Raw genomic sequence first — 18759 nt, 5'->3', positions numbered from 1 at the left:
AAGACTTTATAAAAAACAAAGGAGATACACAATGAAGAAGATATTGAGAAAGTGGTGGTTATACGTGTTAATTGGGATAGTTTTGTTAATCGTATTCTTTTATTATCAAAACAATTCTATTGTAATCAGCGAACATACTAAACAATCGGATAACCTGCCAGAAGTGTTTGATGGATATAAAATTGTGCAACTATCTGATTTACATAACAAGTCTTTTGGGGATGATCAAAGCTACCTAGTTAAAAAAATTAAAAATGCAGAGCCAGATGTCATTGTATTTACAGGAGATTTAATAGATTCAAGGCGTTATGACGAGAAACCTAGTCTCAAGTTAATGGAAAAGTTAGTTGAAATTGCTCCAGTATATTATGTAACAGGAAATCATGAATGGCGATCTGGTAAATTTGAAGTATTAGAAGATAAGCTCGTAAAAATGGGTGTACAGGTTATGCGAAATACATCACAGGAAATCAGTCTAGGGTCAGAGAAAATTAGACTAATAGGAGTGGATGATCCATCAAAGAATGAAGAATACGTGTCTGACATCGTAACAACTAGAGATGATATTGAACGTTCCTTAGAGAAAGTTGACGATGAAGATACATTTCAAGTCTTACTAGCACATAGACCTGAATTGTTATCGCATTATAGTGAATATGGATTTGATTTGGTATTTTCCGGACACGCTCACGGAGGACAGTTTAGGATTCCATTTATAGGCGGGGTAATTGCTCCCCACCAAGGTTTATTTCCGAAATATACTTCAGGGAAACATGAATCAAGCAGCACGACCATGATTGTAAATAGAGGACTTGGTAACAGTCTTTTCCCGTTAAGGGTATTTAATCGACCTGAAATAGTCGTTGTTACATTAAATGCAGAATAAGAAGTCGGCTCACTGTTGATTTATAAAGGAGGATATCATGAATGGAGCAACTCAAAGATCCATGGTTTACAGTTAGTGAAATAGATAACACTACTTTTGCCATAAGTGAATATGGCCACTGGGAAAAGGTGCATTCTTATTTATTAATTGGTGAGGAAAAAGCAGCCTTAATTGATACTGGGCTTGGAATTGATAATATAAAGAGAATTACGGACCAGCTTACAGAGTTGCCAATTATTGTACTAACAACACACGTACACTGGGACCATATAGGTAGTCACGGAGAATTTAAAGATATATTTGTACATAAAGACGAGGAAGATTGGATTGTAAATGGTATTAAAGGCCTTCCCATCCAGCAAATTAGAAAAGATGTTAGTCGTGATATAACAATCCCTACCCCTAGAGATTTTAATCCGGAGACGTACACGCCCTATACCGGCAAACCAACTGGTTTGTTGGAAGATGGAGATAAAGTAGAGATAGGAAATAGAACATTGACCATATTTCATACTCCTGGACATTCCCCAGGACATATTTCAATTTTAGATGAAAGTACAGGCTATTTGTTTACAGGGGATTTACTTTATGACACTACTCCTATATATGCTTTTTTTCCAACTACAGATCCTATAATATTAGTCGAATCTTTAAAAAGAATATCTAATATACCGAATGTGACAAAGATTTATGGTGGACATAATACACTAGGGTTAGAAACAAGTATATTAGAAGATGTTAGAAATGCAGTTGAAGACCTTGAAGAAAAGAAACTAGTAAGCTTTGGAACCGGAATACATCGATTCAAGAGCTTTAGCGTGAAATTTTAATAACTAATTCAGCTAACAACACGCTTGGAGATTAAACCCCAAGCGTGTTGTTAATGGTCACCCTTTTTTACAAATCATCAAATCCATTAAGGTCACTTGTCTTCGTATACTGTCTTGATTTTTGCTCAAAGAAGTCGGTCTTTGTACCATCAAAGTTATCCACATAAGCGCGAATCCACTTCATTGGATTTTCCAGATTATCTGGATATATCTCGCTTAATCCAAGCATCCGAAGCATTTTGTTAGCACGATATTTAACATAGCCTGCCATCTCGTCCAAATCGATTCCTTCTACATCTTTTAGGACATAAGTGGACCATTCGATTTCTAAGTCAACAGATTCTTTAAATTGCTCATATACCCATTCCGTGAACTCTGGAGTATTGTGAGAAGGATTTTCATCCAATGAAGCCCGGAATAATTCCGCGATAAACTTGCCATGTTCTAGCTCATCCCGATTAATATAACTAATCATCGTGGAGGTTCCAACCATTTTATTATGTCTTGCCAAATTGTAGAAAAAGGCAAAGCCAGAATAGAAGAACATCCCTTCAAGTAATGAAGTGTAAACAATCGTCTTTAAGATATTCTCTATCGTTGGGTTTTCCACAAATTCGTTATACTGCTTAACAAGATTTTCGTTTCGTTTCAAAAGGATTGGATCTTTTCGCCCTAACTGAAATGCTTCATTTTGGTCATCCAATGAAACGACAGAGGACAGTACGTAAGAATAACTTTCATTATGCACTGCTTCCTGTTGAGCAATAACCGCCATAATCGATTGTACGGAAGCATCACTCGCATACAAAGAAAGCAATAACGCTGTCCGTGTTTGTGGCGCATCCAATGTTGACAAGAGGCCAATGATTTTTAAGTAGGCATCTTGCTCAGACTTATCTAGTGAAGCAAACTGTTTTACATCACTGGACATATTTACTTCGTCTGCTTGCCAATAGTTTCCGATCAATCGTTTGTACATCTTGTACCAGTGTGGATAGGCAATGTCATTCCAGTTTAAAATACCACTTGATTTCCCACCAAAAATACCGGTCGATTTATTTGGGTTTAACGGCTCTAATGTTTTGGCCTTTTTAAGCATAGCTTCTTGCATAATTAAGTACTCCTTCCACCCAGTTCTTTACTTTTTGTTCTTGACTGCCACGGGGGGATTGTTCAATTTTTAGCCCGGCCCATTTACTGTGATAAAATGTTGTGAGCTTATCTACTGCTTTACAGAACAGCTCATCGCCCCCAAACTGGGTATCCCCTGTACCAAAGACAGCTACATTTTCAGGCTTGTAGCCAACTTCGAGCACAAAGTCCTTCACTTCGTCAGGGGTGGAACCCATGTCCCATGTAAAAGTCCCAAGAAAAATGAAATCATACTGTTGCGCATCTATGGGCGAATCGATACCAATTCGGTGAATATCCAGCTGAAGGCCTTCAGCCTCCAGCTGTTCTCCAATAAGTTCGGCTACCTCTTTTGTATTACTACTATAAGAAAGATACGCTATTAGTGCATTCAACTTTCACACCACTCACATTCTTCGACATCGTTGGATGTAGAACGGACATAATAAGTTGTTTTCAATCCTTCGCTCCAAGCACGCATATGAAGATCAAGTAAAACAGATGCTTTTATCGTATTTGGCACATAAAAGTTAAATGAGATACTTTGATCAATATGTTTTTGTCTTGCAGCATTTTGCTTAATAGACCAGCGCTGGTCTACGATATATGCAGAACGACGATAGATATCGTACGTATTATGATCTAAGTCAGGTGCCGTTGTAGGAATTTTAAAGTCCTTCTTCTCTTCATTGTAGAAGGCTTTGAAAATCGGATCAATACTCGCTGTTGAACCTGCAATCATAGCTGTAGTAGAGTTCGGTGCAACAGCCATCAAATAACCATTACGCATTCCGTTTTCTGCTACCTCGTCCTTTAATGCAGTCCATTTGTCATCGGTATATCCCTTTTTCGTGAAATAGCTTCCTGTTTCCCAGTTACTTCCGGCAAACGCTGGGTAGCTGCCTTTTTCCTTACTTAATTCCATGCTGTTTTTCACCGTTAGATAGGCAACCTGTTCATAAAGCTCATCTGCAAATTGGACAGCTTCCTCTGTTTCCCACTGCATATTTTTTAATGCAAGGAGGTGATGCCAACCAAAGGTCCCAAGCCCAATAGCGCGATATTTTTGGTTTGTCATTTGTGTTTGCTTGATTGGCAATGTGTTTATATCAATAACATTATCAAGCATGCGAACCTGTATTTTAATTAAACGATCTAATACACCATCAGGAACAGCTTTCCCTAGGTTAATAGAGCTTAGATTACATACTACATAGTCGCCCGCTTTATATTTCTTAACAATCGTATCTTCATTTTCCACATATTCTTCCAGAAATTCAGTTGGTGACTGATTCTGCGTTATTTCAGTACATAGGTTTGAACAGTAAATCATGCCATTATGTTCGTTACTGTTCTGTCTGTTTACTTCGTCACGGTAGAACATGAATGGTGTACCTGATTCTAATTGTGACTTCATGATGCGTTTCATAATGGAAATAGCAGGCACTTGTTTCTTTGTAAGAAGCTCTGACTGTACACACTCTTCATACTTCCTGCGCCACTCACCATCGCCTTTTTCTTCATCATAGAAATCTTCAAGGGAATATCCCATTACTTCACGTACTTCATGTGGATCAAATAGATACCAGTCACCTCTGTTTTCTACCTGCTCCATGAAATAGTCTGGAAGGCAGACACCAGTGAAGATATCATGTGCGCGCATTCTGTCATCCCCATTGTTTAGTTTGAGGTCAAGGAATGCTTCAATGTCATGATGCCAAACGTCAAGGTAAATCGCGATCGCACCTTTTCTAGTACCAAGCTGGTCGACATTCACTGCTGTATTATTTAATTGCTTAATCCAAGGTACGACACCGCTTGACATGCCTTTATAGCCTTTGATTGAGCTGCCACGGCCACGGATTTTACCCATATATACACCAATTCCGCCACCATTTTTGGATAGCTTGGCAATATCTGTATTACTATCATAAATAGATTGTAGACTATCATCCACTGTATCAATAAAACAGCTGGATAATTGACCATGTGTTTTCCCTGCATTTGTTAGCGTTGGTGTTGCCACTGTCATATATAGGTTACTTAATGCCCAATACGCTTCTGTAACAAGTTGCTCTCTTTGGGAGGATTTCTCATCTTGCATAAGATACATCGCAATAACCATCCAACGTTCCTGAGGCAACTCATATATATTCTTTTCATGATCTGTTGCAAGGTAACGAGTTGCAATAGTGTGCAGACCTAGATAATTAAATAACAAGTCTCTTTCGGGGGCGATCATGTTAGCAAACTGATCAATTTCAGCCTTGCTGTATTTATCTAGTAAGTTTGATGCATAAACACCTTCATTCGTCAGTGTCTGGATCAGTTCATACAAATCACCGTACTTTTTCTCTGGAGCGTAATGACGGTTCTCTGCTGCAAGACGGTAAAGACGATTCAGATAGATTCTACTTGCTAGATATGTCCATGCTGGTGCTGCTTCATCAATATTTTCTAATGCATTTTTAACAAGTGTATCCGTTACTTTTTCATCTGACATCTCAGCATGAATCGCTTTTACTGCTTTTGTCTTATAAGCCTCTGTATTCAGATTCAAACCTTGTGCTGCCTCGTCAATTAGCTGCATTATTTTTTCTTCATTGGATAGAATTACGGTATTCAAAATGAATCCTCCTCTTAATCTATGTAATTACTTCCCCTAGTTTTCTCAATATAAAACCGCTCATCAGACTAAAAATGAACGGTTTCTAACCGAGAGTACACACGGAAATTCAAAACGTTAAGCAAAAATTGTGTTCAATAAAATTTAACTATCTTCTCTTCGGTGTTTTATGGTAAAGTAGAACGTGCGCTATTATGCTTTTTAGCGCCGTTATCGATGTTTTTAATCATGTTGCCAACATAGTATAAACTATAAAAAACACTATATATAGTGTTTTTTTCTTTACAATCACCAATATCTTGTATTTAAAGACTATCATAATGACTAAATGAAATCAAGCAAATAAACCAACGAATGAACTTCATAAAAACCATTAATTTATCTATTTTTCCTTCCGAAATCTTTGTTTTTCAGCCATTTTTTAGCCAGTATCTTTCTACAAAATATTTTTTAACCATCAAAATTTTACTAGATAATTGGGAGAGACAATTCTATCAAATTTGCCGAATAGATCAATGCTCTGTATGCTTCGAATCCATTCGGCATATTTTCCTGATTTTTTATTTATCATCCTCTACATAACGCCCCGAATTCGGAACGGCTATCTCCTTAAAGTTATCAGCTAAATGGGTTAACCCTTCATGCAACTTGTCACCCGAAACAGGTACACCGTGACCTGTTACACCATGAAGAGGCCTCAACTGTACTAATTTTTTCACAGACGCTTCAGCAGCCTCCCAATCAGGCGTAAAATACCTTGGGGGTCCATGAATCTCCATTTTCTGTTGCACAACCTCCAACATATCTTCCTGTTTTACTGTAGTAAAGGCGTCCCCCGCAATTAACGTTCTATCAGTAAAACGAAATGCAGAAATATGTCCTGGTGTATGCCCAGGGGTATGGATCCATTGCCAACCAGGCATGAACGGTATCGTCCCATCATGTGGCAGATTGTGGATGTGGCCTGATAGATCTACTGGTCTATTCGGGAAAAATGCAGATAGCTTTGCCACCATGCCACCTGACACGCTTGGATCGGGAGCATTGTAACGCGTTTCACCTGTTAGGTATGGAACTTCTAACGGATGAGCATAAACGGGTACACCCCACTCCTCTACAAGTTCTACTACAGAACCTACATGGTCAAAGTGTCCATGTGTTAAGATGATTGCCTTTGGCTTTGCTCCTTCTCCAAACAACTGCTCTGCTTCCGCCTTTATTTTTGCAGCTGAACCTGGCATGCCCGCATCAACTAGCACCCATTCCTCTTTATCACCTACAAAACATACATTAACAATTTGGTTTGTATAACAATGCACCTTTTCAGCTACTAATTGTACATTTCCACTCCCGACAGATGTTAAGGGCATTTTTCTCCCTTCATTCTTGTGGTTCATATGTCCTCTCCTCCTCATTTACTGTTGTTTATCACTTCCCTTTGCTTCCACCCAGATAAACACGTCTTGTCTCATAGGGCTTTTGGATTATTTTTCATATTCCTGCCTAGATTATTGGGATAATTTGCTATACTAACTATAGAAAATTATGGGAGAGGTATTCGATGAAAAAAGTGGATGAGGTATACCAACTCGAGCGATTCGCAAAATCGGAGAAAGAATTTGATGTGTATTATGAAGAAAATTTAAGAAGTGAGGTAGAGCGATTAGAAGAGGAAAGATTAAATACGATGGATCTAATAAAGAAGCAAGCAATGAAACTGTTGCCAGGGATCGTCCTTCTTATATTGTGCTATCTTCTTTTACCTGAAGTGAGTGCCTATCTATTTGCGGCCACCATTCTTTATGCTGGTTACCTCTTCAAGGAGGTAAAAAGGAAGCGAAGGGAGTTAGCTAAAAAGATAAAAGAAGAGATTGTCACAGACATCGTTACATTTTTGAACAAAAATTTCACCTACACTCCTAGAAAATACATATCACAGCAGGTTTTTATGCGTTCTAATATCTTTGGTATTAATCCAAACCGATATACAGGAGAGGACTTGATTAAAGGGACTGTCGGCAGTGAATCTGAAGACAGTGAGAGGCTAGAGAAAAATCCACCCAAGACAGATTTATCATTTTGCGAGATTAGTGCTTCTCATGCTGTACGTTATAAAGATAAGGATGGAAAAACGAAACAACGTATTCAACCAATATTTAATGGCTTATTCTTTGTTGCTGAATTCAACAAAGATTTTGATGGCCTCACGATTATTGGGCCCAAAAAAGATAGAACATTTGCCAAAAGAGAAAAATCGCAAGAAAGGGGAAAGCTGGAGGATGTGGAACTGGAAGACATTCAATTTATGGATGAATTTCTTGTTCGTACAACCGATCAGATTACAGCAAGATATATCCTGACCCCAAATTTCATGAACAGGCTTCTTTCCTTTACAACAAAGGACCGTACTAGCAATAGCCCGGCACCTACTACAGCTAAAGAAGCATTTCAAATGGGGCTAAATATAAAAAACTCACCACAAGCAACATTTTCAAAAACGCCTTATTTTGCTTTTAAAAACGGCAAAATGTATTTCATGCTTCCGACGGAGAGAAAACATTTTGATTTTAACTTATATTTGCCATTAAACAAAGAAGTCATGAAGGGTTACTTTCACGATATAAATATTGCATTAGAGTTAGTAGATGAACTGAATTTAAATCTTAGAATCTGGAATAAAGCATAACAAGGAGGAAATAAAATGGAGACTAGTATGATTTTTTTAATTGTTGCTGCAATGGTAGTTATCTTATTTTTCGTCTTAAGCTATAATAAGATGAAAAAACAAGCTGTAAACGTAGAGAATGCTTTCGGAGACCTCGACGCCTTCTTAATGAAACGAGTTGATCAACTTGATAACCTAATTCAAACAGCACGTATCGCGACAGATAAGGAAATTGAGGTATTAGAAAATGTAACGGGGTTAAGAACTGGTATTATTGATGCACATAATATGGATGATAAAATTAAAGCCCACAACAACCTTCAACGAGAAATACCTACAATTATGGTCAATATGGAACGTTACCCAGAAGTGAAGTTTAATGAAAATTACTTGCACATCCAGCGTTCCATTAATAATATTGAAGAACAAATCCAAGCTGCACGCCGTAATTTCAATGCACATACAGGGAAGTATAATCAGCTCATTTCTACCTTCCCCCGAAATTTAATTGCAGGTGCTTTTCGTTTCACTAAAAAACCGATGTTTGAGACACCACCCGAAAAAAGAGAAAATGTAGATGTAAAAGCCCTTTTTAATCGTTAACGAATTAGAGGCTCCCATTCCAAGGTGGGAGCCTTTCTATTATGGCAAGATGTTATTCTAAAGGGAAGTGCTTTTACTGCAACCTCTTCGGCGGAGTATTCTCATGCTGTTTATATTGTACTTCTTGAAATAATCCCTCTGAATTCGTGTTAGATTGAATCTGAGCTGTCAACGTCTGTAATTGATTATTCAGCTGTTCGACCTGTTGCGTCGGCGCCATCGTTTGTAAATAAGCTTTTATATCATCAGCCAGCTGCTGAAACTCCTTCTTTGTTACAGGCTGAGAATCGGGCTTTAATGTAAAACCAACCTGCCCATTTGGTTCAAGTGTTGCCCACTGTACATCATTAATACGCTGCACATTCTTCTGACGTAGGTTCATCTCCAATTGATCCACAGTTAACCGTAGCTTTTTTAAATTCTCTTCTTGAATAACACCATCTTTTATTAGCACCTTTGATTTACCTGTAATAAGGTTTTCAAAAAAGTCACCTTTAATTTGAATGAACTCCATTGCAATCAATGTTAATACTAGTACTGCACCAACACTAAGCGTGACCCAAATACTCTCTCCAGCTAGTGGTTGAATGAGAAGGGAACCAATCCCAATCATAATTACAGTCTGAGCTAACGTCATTTGGGAGATCGATTTTCTACCTGCTAACCGTAATAGAAAGGTTCCACCCAGTACAATGATAATAGATTTCCATATCCAATCAAACTCCATCCTAACAACTCCCATACCCTTCAGTTATTAGAGTTAGTTTGACACACTTCTCTAATTATTATGCTGGTTTATTAGGATGTCACTCTTGCCCGTTGCTTCACTTGATTAAATGGGGATACATCATATTCTTGTTCAACGTAGATTTGATGCCATTGCATAAACATTAGAATTGTCCAAAGTTTACGTGAGTAGTCTCTTTTTCCAATTGCATGACTAGCTAGCAATTCCCTGGCAATCTGCTTATCGATCACATAATTGGTTTCGCTTTGATTTATTAGATTTTCAGCCCAAGAATACAGCTCATTTCGTAACCAGCTCTTAATTGGCACAGGGAACCCTAACTTCCTCCGATTTATAACGTGTTCAGGCACAATTCCTTCTGCTGCTTTTCTTAGAATTGCCTTGGTGGTACCTGAAGTAAAGTTACTCTCCACTTCCAGCTTCCTTGCAACCTCAAACACTTCCTTATCCAAGAAAGGGACTCTTAGTTCAAGTGAATGCGCCATCGTCATCTTATCTGCCTTTAACAAAATATCGCCAGGTAGCCATGTGTGTATATCAATATACTGCATTTGGTGAACCTTGTGGCATGACTGTACGTTTTTATAAAGGTTTGAAGTCCAGTTCAGGTACTTGGCATCCTTATCATAATGTTGCAATAGTTGCGCTTTCTCCTTTTCCTCAAACATTTTGGCATTCCCAATATACCTTTGTTGAAGTGGTGTGGTTCCACGTTCTAGGAAGCTTTTCCCTTTCATCCCTTCTGGAAAAATAGCTGCCAGCTTATTTAATAGGCGAAGTAACATATTTGGCATATACTCAAAAAACTTTAAAGAAGTTGGTTCTCGGTAGATTGTATACCCACCAAATAGTTCATCTGCCCCTTCACCGGAAAGGACCACCTTCACTTGCTTACCTGCCTCCTGTGCAACAAAATAAAGTGGTATAGAAGCAGGATCTGCCAAGGGGTCATCCATATGCCACATAATCTTAGGCAATGCATTTACGTAGTCTTCAGCTGAGATATTTCGGGTGAAATTTTGCACTCCCATTACTTCCGCGCTTTTTTCTGCAACCGATATCTCTGAATAGCCATCCACCTCAAAGCCTACGGAAAATGTTTTGATGTGGGGGTCAACTTCTTTTGCCAATCCAACAATAAAGGTTGAATCAATTCCACCAGATAAAAAAGCTCCTAGTGGTGCGTCGCTTTGCATATGTTTTTCTACAGAATCAAGCATTACATCACGAACACACCGAATAATCTGTTGTTCATTACCTTTAACAGGTTCAAAAGTTGCATGGAAATAGCGCTGTTTTCTTATTGGTTTGTTCCATTTTTTCACAAAATAATGCCCCGGTTCTAGACGTTGCACCCCTTCCGTTAGACTCATTGGATCTGGCACATACTGAAAAGACATATAGTACTGTAACGCCACTTCATGTACTTTTTTCCGTTGTGTTAAATACGTAATACTTTTCTTCTCCGATGCCATGATAAGCTCGCTGTCACTCTCAGAATAGTAGAATGGCTTTATGCCAAATGCATCTCTTGCGCCGTATAAGGCCTTCTCTTGCCTATCCCAAATGATGATCGCAAACATCCCTCGTAATTCTGTAAAAGCTTCTACGCCCTTCTCTAAAAACATGGCACCAATTACTTCTGTATCAGAAGTTGTGTAAAAAGCATGCCCTTTCTCCTCTAATTGGCTTCGCAGTTGTTTGAAATTATATATTTCTCCATTAAACACCATCCGATAGCGATCATCGCCAAACAACCATGGTTGCTGACCACCAGCATGGTCAATTATGCTTAACCTTTTAAATGAAAGAGCGATGGATGAATCATTAAAAAACCCTTCCTCATCTGGACCTCTATGATTAATGAGATTGCTGCTCTCTTTAATGTCTTCTAAATGATCTGTACTAAATTGTAATGCTTTCTCTTTTAATAAAACACCAACAAAACCACACATGGTATATCCCCCCTTTTAATCCACTATCTCAAAGCTCTCAAGCATATAATGAAAACGGGCCCCATGCCCTTCTTCTGCCTCTAAGAAATATGCTTGTTTAATAACGAACACTTGGTTTTCTTTTGTTTCTGTCACGTAGTATCTATGAATCGGTGTATCCCATTGATGTCCTGTCTTACCTGCTTCGTTCGTCGTTTCCTCACCCATCCCCTGAACTACCTCTGCTTCTATTGGTTCTGTAACACTCTCCTGTCTTGCTACTTCTAAACCATCCTTTTTTATTTCACGTTTAATGTCTCGTAACACTTTCTCTGTGGTGGTATTCTCTCTCCTGCTTATTTCCATAAAGACATCTGGATATCTTTCACCGAGTGGCTCCTTTGTTTCAATTCGATCCACTTCCTCACCTTGGACCATTTTGTATCTGTCTTCATCCACGTAGATGACATAACGCAAAGCTTCATTTGCTTCCAATTGTGTATCGCTCTCTTCCTTTTGGCCTTCTATTTCTATCTCTTCCTGCTTTTCTTCGACAAACATATCTTTAAGATTCTGAATCATAGCTTGACCTGTATTCGTCATAAGTCCAAGCGTAAGGATCAGGATTGCTGCTACAGTGCCTAGTGCCGCAATAGCGCTCTTTTTCTTGCTACGGGGTTTACGTTCAGCACGGAATAATTCTTGTTGAATCTTATCCCATGTTTCTTGTTTAAGTTGGGAATCAACTTCAGTATGTTTATGCAATTCCTCGTGCAATTTATTATCAAAATCATGTTTATTCCTCATCCGCAGCACCCCCCATTATCATTTTTAGCTTCCTCCGCGCTTTAAATAATCTGGATTTCACCGTATTTAGATTTAGTTCAAGAATTTCTGCTATTTCTTTTTCTGTAAAGTCGTTTAAATATTTTAATATAATTACAGTGCGATGATTTTCCTCTAATTGCTCCATCGCTATATCCAGCTCGTCAAAGTTTAATTCACCATCTGAAGTTGTATGCAAATAATCAAGCAATTCTTCGGATTCAATACTGATCGCCTGCTTTGAAACCTTTCCTATATAGCGTCTTGCCTCATTAATTAATAGTCGATAAAACCATGGTTTAAATGCTCTATTCATATCAAATAAATGAATGTTTCGGTATAGTTTTATAAATGTTTCCTGGACAATATCTGCTGAATCAGCTTGATTTCTCGTAATGCCATACGCTGTCCGATAAGAATAATCAGCATATATATCGTACAATTTTTTAAAAGCTCGCTGATCGCCTTTTTTTACTTTCTTGATGAGCTTATTTTCTCGATCCATCAATAGAGCCAATCCTCCTTCTGAAAAACGTTCTACTCTATATACCTTAGAAATGCTTAAAAAGTTTTTGCTCACGCAAATTTATTGTTGAAAAGTTTTTTATATACAACTCCTAATTCAGACTCATCCACAGATATGTACCTTATTGTTTAATACCATGTGCTTATCCACATAAAAAAAACTGCCATAATAAGTATGCTCACTTATCATGACAGTTGTTTATTTATTCATACTGGCAAAGAAATCACCTAACGGATCTTCCTCTTGCGGCTCTTGCTTCACACTCTCTGTTGTTTCTATCTCCAAGCCATCTATATCGACATCATCTAAGTCAATCTCCAAGTTCTTTGGTACATGGCTTTCCTTTTCTTCTGTCTTCATTGTCTCCACTGGCTCATCATGCTCTGTATGCAGTGCCGGCTCATCCTCTAAATGATAGGCATCCCGATTGAGTGAAGCGAGCAAGGTTGTGGCCCGCATTGGATCACTTAATAGTTGATACACAAGACTTCCGATTAATGCCTCAGAATGTTCGTGTTTCAGCCAGCTTTTTTGTTCTTTCGTTAATCTTTGGGGTAAGGGAACGGTAATCGATTCCCGTTCCCTTGTAGGATTCTCATTTAACCCCTTTAAAACAAATTGTGCAATTTCACTTGAAAAGTTTCTGCGAGCTGTTTCTTTTAGCTGTTGCAGCTGTTTTAAAAGATAATCAGGTGTATCTGAAGGCACTCGAAATGTGATGGACTGCCCTCTTTCAATTGTTTTCTTTGTCATGCCCTCACCCTATTTAGCTTTTGTAGTGGTCGTTGTCTCTTCTTTCGCACTCTCTTTTTCTGTTTTTCTTGCAAAGTCTGTTATTAGCTTATAGTAAGCATTAGCCATCATCCAGATACTTTCATTCTCATCCTCAAAGAACTCAATATTGTACCCATCAAGCTTATTATTTAACGCTTTTAGGTAATCTTTAAGAACAGCAGAGCCGCCTCCAACAAAATAGCAAATCTCTGATTGAGAGTTTTTTGCCCAAACATTGCGAAGGAATCTATATTCCTTTTTGGCAAGTTCTAGCAGAATATGATCAGTAATATCGTGTACATTCGTTCTGCTTCCCTTCACCATAATATGGTGTCTGTCATTATTTCTCGTTATAATGTCAACAACATCTCTACGACTATCAAGCTCTACACCATGCTTAATGCGTATTTCTTCACGAATTTGTTCCAATGATTCGGAAACCCCAAGATTAAACCCTTGTGCCTTATCATCATCCACATTGCGGTTACGGATAACTGCAATATCTGTTGATAACCCACCAATATCCTGAATAAGTATTTGCTTATCAATTAGTTCCTTGTTGATAACATTAAGATCATTATCCATGATGAGGTTAACATACGCCGCAAAGCCTTCTGGATATACCTTTACTTCATCAAATTTAATGTTTATCTTCTTTCCTTGATGTTTTGGTGTAATTAAAAATTCAATTTGATGAACAGAACCTAGAAGTTGGGATCTGTAACCAACATCCTTTCCTTCTTTCACTTCACGTAATGGCAACCCTGTACCTAGCGTATAGTTCGCATCAATTACATCGTTCTTTCCTGCTTTAAAGGCCCCTGACTCTACTGCATCCAATGCTAAGGAAGCAAATAGCATGACAAGAGTCTGGTCCTCTTCGGATTTATTGCTTCCAATGTCAAGTTCTGTTGAGTTATTCGTTTTTGTAGCTAAATTACCAACACGATAAACGACGTTGTTCTCCTCTAGGGCAGGGGAGTGTACGCGTATATGTAAATTATCTAATACACTTTTATCATCCAGTTCTTCAATCCCGATAACTGGTCGGTCCTCCATGTCCTGTGCAACCACATTTGGAATATAGACTTCATTCTCCATTTTTCCAAAGTTTGCTTTCAAGGCATCATTTCCTACATCCACTGCTGCAATTCTTGATTTTGTCATAATAGAAAAATCTCCTTCTTTAATAGATAGGAAAATTCAATAATAGTGAGGGCTCTAGTCTGCATTACGTAACACGACCGATACCACTTTTCTCATTAATTTTCCGTATCTACTAGATTAATAGTTTTGTTCAAAAATAGCAATCCTTCTAAAGTCGTATTCTTTCACGTATACATGTGTGCAATTTTGCATTCGTTGTTATATCAACTTGCAATCGGATTTGTACACATGTATTCAAAAATGTTTTCTTTTTGTATACGTAATTGTTTGCAAGTGTACGAAAATCGTATACAAAAATCCCCTCCTAAATTAATGACTAACTTTTTATCTGAGCGGGTATCAAAGAAAAATAAAATAAAAAATTGGAGCTGACAACATGGCAGGATTTGAAAACTTAATCGCAAGCATATCCGATTTCTTTTGGACTTATGTATTATCCATTCTATTAATTGCAACGGGGATATTGTATACTTTCCGTTTGAAATTCTTTCAGTTTCGGATGTTTGGACACATACTAAAGAAGACAGTTGGACAAATATTTAAAAAGAACAAAGAGAAAGGGACAATTACCCCCTTCCAAGCATTTACTTCTGCTCTTGCCTCAACGGCCGGAGCAACGAACATTGTTGGTGTACCAGTGGCTATCTCACTCGGTGGACCAGGCGCCCTTTTCTGGATGTGGATGGTCGCTTTAATAGGCATGGCAACAAGGTATAGTGAAATTGTGCTCGGTATGAAGTACAGAGAGAAAAATGAAAATGGTGAGTGGGTTGGTGGTCCTCAGTACTATATACGCAAAGCTCTGGGCTGGAAAGTAATTGCCACCTTATTTGCTGTCTTTTTAATGCTTGAAGCTATTCCAAGTGTAATGGTGCAATCTAACTCGATCGCCACACAGCTTCAGGGAGCTTTTGACTGGTCTGTACATGTGACGGGGATTGGAATTCTCATTGTGATCGGATTCATTATATTTGGTGGGATAAAACGTATTGCAAATGTGACCGATAAGCTGGTACCATTTATGGTTTTAACCTACCTTACCCTTTCGTTAATTGTAATTTTCGCTAATGTAGATCAATTAGGGACTGTATTTAGTTTAATCTTTACACATGCTTTCACACCTATCTCAGCAACAGGAGGCTTCGCAGGTGCAGCAATTGCACAGGCTATTCGTTGGGGTATCGCCAGAGGGTTATATTCCAATGAAGCTGGACTAGGTACAGGACCTATCGCTCATGCACCGGCACAAACTGACCATCCTTCAAAACAAGCTTTCTGGGGAGTCTTCAGTGTATTTATTGATACCATCGTGATTTGTACGGTATCTGGAATTCTTGTTCTTGTTACAGGTGCATGGACAAAAGTAGAATCAGCGAATGCATCAAGCATGATTACCGTTGCCTTTTCTGATTTTTATGGTTCAACATTTGGTGGTATATTTGTTGCTATATTCCTTCTATTTTTCGTTATTACGACAATTGGAATTCTCATATTCTTTGGGGAAAAACAGGCAGAGTTCTTGTCAGGCTTAACTGCTGCAAAATCAATGCGTATGGTATATCTTATTGCAATATATGTTGGTGCAATTGGTGGCTTACAATTCGTTTGGCAATTCCTAGATCTGATGCTTGCCTTTGTCGTCATCTTTAATGTAATCCCTATGTTATTCCTCAGTAAAGAGGTTAAGGCTATTACAGATGACTACGTATATCGCTTATACAAGAAGAATGGTGGAGAACCAAGCGTTACGCTATTTACAGAAAAAGATTAATTACTAAACTAATAACAAAGCACCCATTTACTTTGCGGTTCGTTAACATTTTGAGCATTTACGTAATGAAACACAACTTTGATACAATAAAAAAATCCAGTTATTATAATTTGATAACTGGATTTTTTTATTGTTTTTTAAAACGAATGGCGTCGCTTGCCCTTAGTTTATATTCATCATTAACCTACATCTCTTTCCCAAAAACGATGTTGCTTAACAGCTTCTGTAAACCGAGAAACAAAATCATCTGAATCTCCCTCTGTTATAACACCTGCAGCGAGGGAAGTAACACCAAAGTCCTGTAACAATTTCTCCCCTTCGTGTGTTGCACCAATCGGTTTAAAGTGAGAAAAAGCCTCTTTTGTAAAGTTCCCTGCCTTACCTTGGAAACTCTCATTTTGATGGGCCCCACCCACTACATATACAGCGTCGTATAGTACAGAATCTACCGTCAGAAACGTGTTATCTACTTCGAGTTGAGGACCTTTTTCCGTTTTAATTGTTCCTAGCTTTGAGGCAACGATTTCTGGCTGCATACCTTGCTTTTTAAATTGATCCACGATATCGCTTACCGCATCTCCGTCATAACCTTCATCTAACAATACAGCAATCTTTCTTGTTGCAACAGACTTTGTACTGTTTTCCTGACTTAATGCTGGGGACACCTTTGTAATAGTTTGTCCACCCTCAGAAGGTGCCACTACTCCTATACTATCTGCAATTTGTTGAGCCATCTCCAAGTTAACATTTGCAAACATATCTACTACCTGTTGCTGTATATCCTTGTTTTGAACCTTGCCTAGCTCAAAACAAAATGCCTGTATGATGTGTTCTTTTTCCGCTATACTCATACTATTCCAAAACAGTGTAGCTTGTGAGAAGTGATCTTTGAAACTATCGCTTCTCGTTTTAACTTTTCTACCATCCACCTTTTCCTGATAGTGTTCGTAACCTCCCTCGCTTGGAGTTGCAGGCTCTGGAGTGTTACGAGCAAGGCTGTTTTTATGGTAGCTTACTTGTCCTTTATTAATAGTATGCCTGCCATAACCATCACGCTGATTATTATGGAATGGGCAAACTGGCCGATTAATAGGCAACTCGTGGAAGTTAGGACCACCTAGACGGATCAGTTGTGTATCCGTATAGGAGAATAACCTGCCCTGAAGTAATGGGTCGTTGGTAAAATCTATCCCCGGCACGACATGACCTGGATGGAAAGCAACTTGTTCTGTCTCAGCAAAAACATTATCTACATTTCGGTTTAATGTCATCTTGCCGATGATCTTAACTGGTACATCTTCCTCCGGCCAGATTTTGGTTGGATCTAGAATATCGAAATCAAATATAAATTCATCTTCTTCTGGAATGACTTGAACACCAAACTCAAATTCTGGATAGTCTCCGTTCTCAATTGCATCGTAAAGGTCAGCACGGTGGAAATCAGGGTTTTTACCGTTAATCTTTTGCGCCTCATCCCATACAGTTGAATGAATTCCTAGCTTCGGCTTCCAGTGAAACTTTACAAAATGTGCTTTTCCTTCCTCATTCACAAAGCGGAATGTATGTACCCCAAACCCTTCCATCATGCGAAAGCTTCTCGGAATTGCTCGATCTGATAAATGCCACATAATCATATGTGCTGATTCCTGGTTGTTTGCCACAAAGTCCCAAAAAGTATCGTGGGCAGAAGCAGCTTGTGGTATGCCGTTATGTGGCTCCGGTTTTACAGCGTGTATTAAGTCGGGAAACTTTACTGCGTCTTGAATGAAAAATACAGGTATGTTATTACCGACAAGGTCATAATTACCTTCTTCTGTATAAAATTTAGTTGCAAAACCACGAACGTCTCTTGCTAGCTCACCAGAACCTTTAGATCCAGCTACCGTTGAGTATCTCACAAATACTGGCGTCTTAGACCCAGGTTCCTGTAAGAACTTAGCTTTAGTATAGGGTTTCATAGATTCATATAATTCAAACTCCCCATGTGCCGCATACCCTCTTGCATGAACAATCCGCTCTGGTATACGCTCATGATCAAAATGAGTCATCTTTTCACGAAAATGAAAGTCTTCCATTAGGGTTGGTCCTCTTTCTCCCGCTTTTAAAGAAAACTCATCCTCAGATACTCTTAATCCTTGATTTGTTGTTAACTTTTTGCCACTGTCATCGACTCGATAAGCTTCCAGCTGCTCATTTTTACTGTTGCCATCAACTTTACGTTCATCCGACATGTTAGCCCTCCTTATTGTTAGTTGCGTAATGTCATAACTTCC

Annotated in this window: 16 protein-coding genes; 5 read left to right on the top strand and 11 right to left on the bottom strand. The window is 38.5% G+C overall.

From position 1 onward, the window contains the following. Positions 1-31: 31 nt before the first annotated feature. Entirely contained in the window at positions 32-886 is an 855-nt protein-coding gene (locus BN985_RS04055; RefSeq protein WP_042221256.1) for a metallophosphoesterase, read from the top strand. Positions 887-927: 41 nt separating this feature from the next. After that, complete coding sequence (locus tag BN985_RS04050) at positions 928-1716, top strand: MBL fold metallo-hydrolase (protein WP_042221255.1); 789 nt, start codon at positions 928-930, stop codon at positions 1714-1716. Positions 1717-1783: 67 nt separating this feature from the next. Here BN985_RS04050 and BN985_RS04045 read toward each other — a convergent pair whose 3' ends face one another. From BN985_RS04045 to BN985_RS04030, 4 genes are all read right to left on the bottom strand, one after another. Continuing rightward, the gene (locus BN985_RS04045; protein WP_042221254.1) at positions 1784-2827 is read right to left on the bottom strand and encodes a ribonucleotide-diphosphate reductase subunit beta; all 1044 of its coding nucleotides are present in this window, start codon (positions 2825-2827) and stop codon (positions 1784-1786) included. After that, the gene (locus BN985_RS04040; RefSeq protein ID WP_042221253.1) at positions 2808-3242 is read right to left on the bottom strand and encodes a flavodoxin; all 435 of its coding nucleotides are present in this window, start codon (positions 3240-3242) and stop codon (positions 2808-2810) included. The genes BN985_RS04045 and BN985_RS04040 overlap by 20 nt, the downstream gene beginning before the upstream one ends. After that, positions 3239-5437, bottom strand: coding sequence for a ribonucleoside-diphosphate reductase subunit alpha (locus BN985_RS04035; protein ID WP_042222903.1), 2199 nt, complete (start codon positions 5435-5437; stop codon positions 3239-3241). The genes BN985_RS04040 and BN985_RS04035 overlap by 4 nt, the downstream gene beginning before the upstream one ends. A gap of 596 nt (positions 5438-6033) precedes the next feature. Continuing rightward, a complete protein-coding gene (locus BN985_RS04030; protein ID WP_042221252.1) occupies positions 6034-6870 on the bottom strand; it encodes an MBL fold metallo-hydrolase in 837 nt (278 codons plus the stop codon). A gap of 164 nt (positions 6871-7034) precedes the next feature. Here BN985_RS04030 and BN985_RS04025 point away from each other — a divergent pair, with 164 nt between their 5' ends. Together BN985_RS04025 and BN985_RS04020 are read left to right on the top strand one after the other, a co-directional pair. Beyond that, complete coding sequence (locus BN985_RS04025; protein WP_042221251.1) at positions 7035-8159, top strand: DUF3137 domain-containing protein; 1125 nt, start codon at positions 7035-7037, stop codon at positions 8157-8159. A gap of 15 nt (positions 8160-8174) precedes the next feature. Continuing rightward, positions 8175-8741 carry a LemA family protein gene (locus BN985_RS04020; protein WP_042221249.1) on the top strand — a complete coding sequence of 189 codons (567 nt, stop codon included), beginning with the start codon at positions 8175-8177 and terminating at the stop codon, positions 8739-8741. A gap of 73 nt (positions 8742-8814) precedes the next feature. On the opposite strand, the gene BN985_RS04015 is transcribed toward BN985_RS04020, so the two are convergent. The 6 genes from BN985_RS04015 to BN985_RS03990 form a co-directional block, all read right to left on the bottom strand. Further along, entirely contained in the window at positions 8815-9468 is a 654-nt protein-coding gene (locus tag BN985_RS04015; RefSeq protein WP_042221248.1) for a DUF421 domain-containing protein, read from the bottom strand. Positions 9469-9539: 71 nt separating this feature from the next. Next, complete coding sequence (gene asnB / locus BN985_RS04010) at positions 9540-11444, bottom strand: asparagine synthase (glutamine-hydrolyzing) (RefSeq protein ID WP_042221246.1); 1905 nt, start codon at positions 11442-11444, stop codon at positions 9540-9542. A 15-nt stretch (positions 11445-11459) separates the two neighbouring features. Continuing rightward, positions 11460-12230, bottom strand: a complete 771-nt coding sequence (locus tag BN985_RS04005) for a hypothetical protein (protein ID WP_042221245.1) — start codon at positions 12228-12230, stop codon at positions 11460-11462. After that, positions 12220-12753 (bottom strand): RNA polymerase sigma factor, encoded by a 534-nt coding sequence (locus BN985_RS04000; protein ID WP_042221243.1) that lies wholly within the window; start codon positions 12751-12753, stop codon positions 12220-12222. The genes BN985_RS04005 and BN985_RS04000 overlap by 11 nt, the downstream gene beginning before the upstream one ends. A 219-nt stretch (positions 12754-12972) precedes the next feature. Then, positions 12973-13527, bottom strand: coding sequence for a hypothetical protein (locus BN985_RS03995; protein ID WP_042221242.1), 555 nt, complete (start codon positions 13525-13527; stop codon positions 12973-12975). Positions 13528-13536: 9 nt separating this feature from the next. Next, positions 13537-14715 (bottom strand): ParM/StbA family protein, encoded by a 1179-nt coding sequence (locus tag BN985_RS03990; RefSeq protein WP_042221241.1) that lies wholly within the window; start codon positions 14713-14715, stop codon positions 13537-13539. A gap of 376 nt (positions 14716-15091) precedes the next feature. Here BN985_RS03990 and BN985_RS03985 point away from each other — a divergent pair, with 376 nt between their 5' ends. After that, positions 15092-16486, top strand: a complete 1395-nt coding sequence (locus BN985_RS03985; protein WP_042221240.1) for an alanine/glycine:cation symporter family protein — start codon at positions 15092-15094, stop codon at positions 16484-16486. A gap of 179 nt (positions 16487-16665) precedes the next feature. Here the strand turns inward: BN985_RS03985 and BN985_RS03980 are convergent, their stop codons facing one another. Next, positions 16666-18717: a catalase gene (locus tag BN985_RS03980; RefSeq protein WP_042221239.1), complete on the bottom strand. Its 2052-nt coding sequence runs from the start codon at positions 18715-18717 to the stop codon at positions 16666-16668. Between the last annotated feature and the right edge of the window lie 42 nt (positions 18718-18759).

Origin of the sequence: Oceanobacillus manasiensis (genome assembly GCF_000724085.1) — a bacterium.
GTDB lineage: Bacteria > Bacillota > Bacilli > Bacillales > Amphibacillaceae > Oceanobacillus_B > Oceanobacillus_B manasiensis.
Note: the sequence above shows the minus strand (reverse complement) of the source record. Positions and strands in the feature narration are given on the sequence as shown.

Excerpts from the sequence above, each read along its gene's own strand:
- BN985_RS03990 (WP_042221241.1), bottom strand. The coding sequence starts at position 14,715 with ATGACAAAATCAAGAATTGCAGCAGTGGATGTAGGAAATGATGCCTTG.
- BN985_RS04045 (WP_042221254.1), bottom strand. The coding sequence starts at position 2,827 with ATGCAAGAAGCTATGCTTAAAAAGGCCAAAACATTAGAGCCGTTAAAC.
- BN985_RS04030 (WP_042221252.1), bottom strand. The coding sequence starts at position 6,870 with ATGAACCACAAGAATGAAGGGAGAAAAATGCCCTTAACATCTGTCGGG.
- BN985_RS04020 (WP_042221249.1), top strand. The coding sequence starts at position 8,175 with ATGGAGACTAGTATGATTTTTTTAATTGTTGCTGCAATGGTAGTTATC.
- BN985_RS04015 (WP_042221248.1), bottom strand. The coding sequence starts at position 9,468 with ATGGAGTTTGATTGGATATGGAAATCTATTATCATTGTACTGGGTGGA.
- BN985_RS04035 (WP_042222903.1), bottom strand. The coding sequence starts at position 5,437 with ATGCAGCTAATTGACGAGGCAGCACAAGGTTTGAATCTGAATACAGAG.
- BN985_RS04005 (WP_042221245.1), bottom strand. The coding sequence starts at position 12,230 with ATGAGGAATAAACATGATTTTGATAATAAATTGCACGAGGAATTGCAT.
- BN985_RS04000 (WP_042221243.1), bottom strand. The coding sequence starts at position 12,753 with ATGGATCGAGAAAATAAGCTCATCAAGAAAGTAAAAAAAGGCGATCAG.
- BN985_RS03980 (WP_042221239.1), bottom strand. The coding sequence starts at position 18,717 with ATGTCGGATGAACGTAAAGTTGATGGCAACAGTAAAAATGAGCAGCTG.
- BN985_RS03985 (WP_042221240.1), top strand. The coding sequence starts at position 15,092 with ATGGCAGGATTTGAAAACTTAATCGCAAGCATATCCGATTTCTTTTGG.
- BN985_RS04025 (WP_042221251.1), top strand. The coding sequence starts at position 7,035 with ATGAAAAAAGTGGATGAGGTATACCAACTCGAGCGATTCGCAAAATCG.
- asnB (WP_042221246.1), bottom strand. The coding sequence starts at position 11,444 with ATGTGTGGTTTTGTTGGTGTTTTATTAAAAGAGAAAGCATTACAATTT.
- BN985_RS03995 (WP_042221242.1), bottom strand. The coding sequence starts at position 13,527 with ATGACAAAGAAAACAATTGAAAGAGGGCAGTCCATCACATTTCGAGTG.
- BN985_RS04055 (WP_042221256.1), top strand. The coding sequence starts at position 32 with ATGAAGAAGATATTGAGAAAGTGGTGGTTATACGTGTTAATTGGGATA.
- BN985_RS04050 (WP_042221255.1), top strand. The coding sequence starts at position 928 with ATGGAGCAACTCAAAGATCCATGGTTTACAGTTAGTGAAATAGATAAC.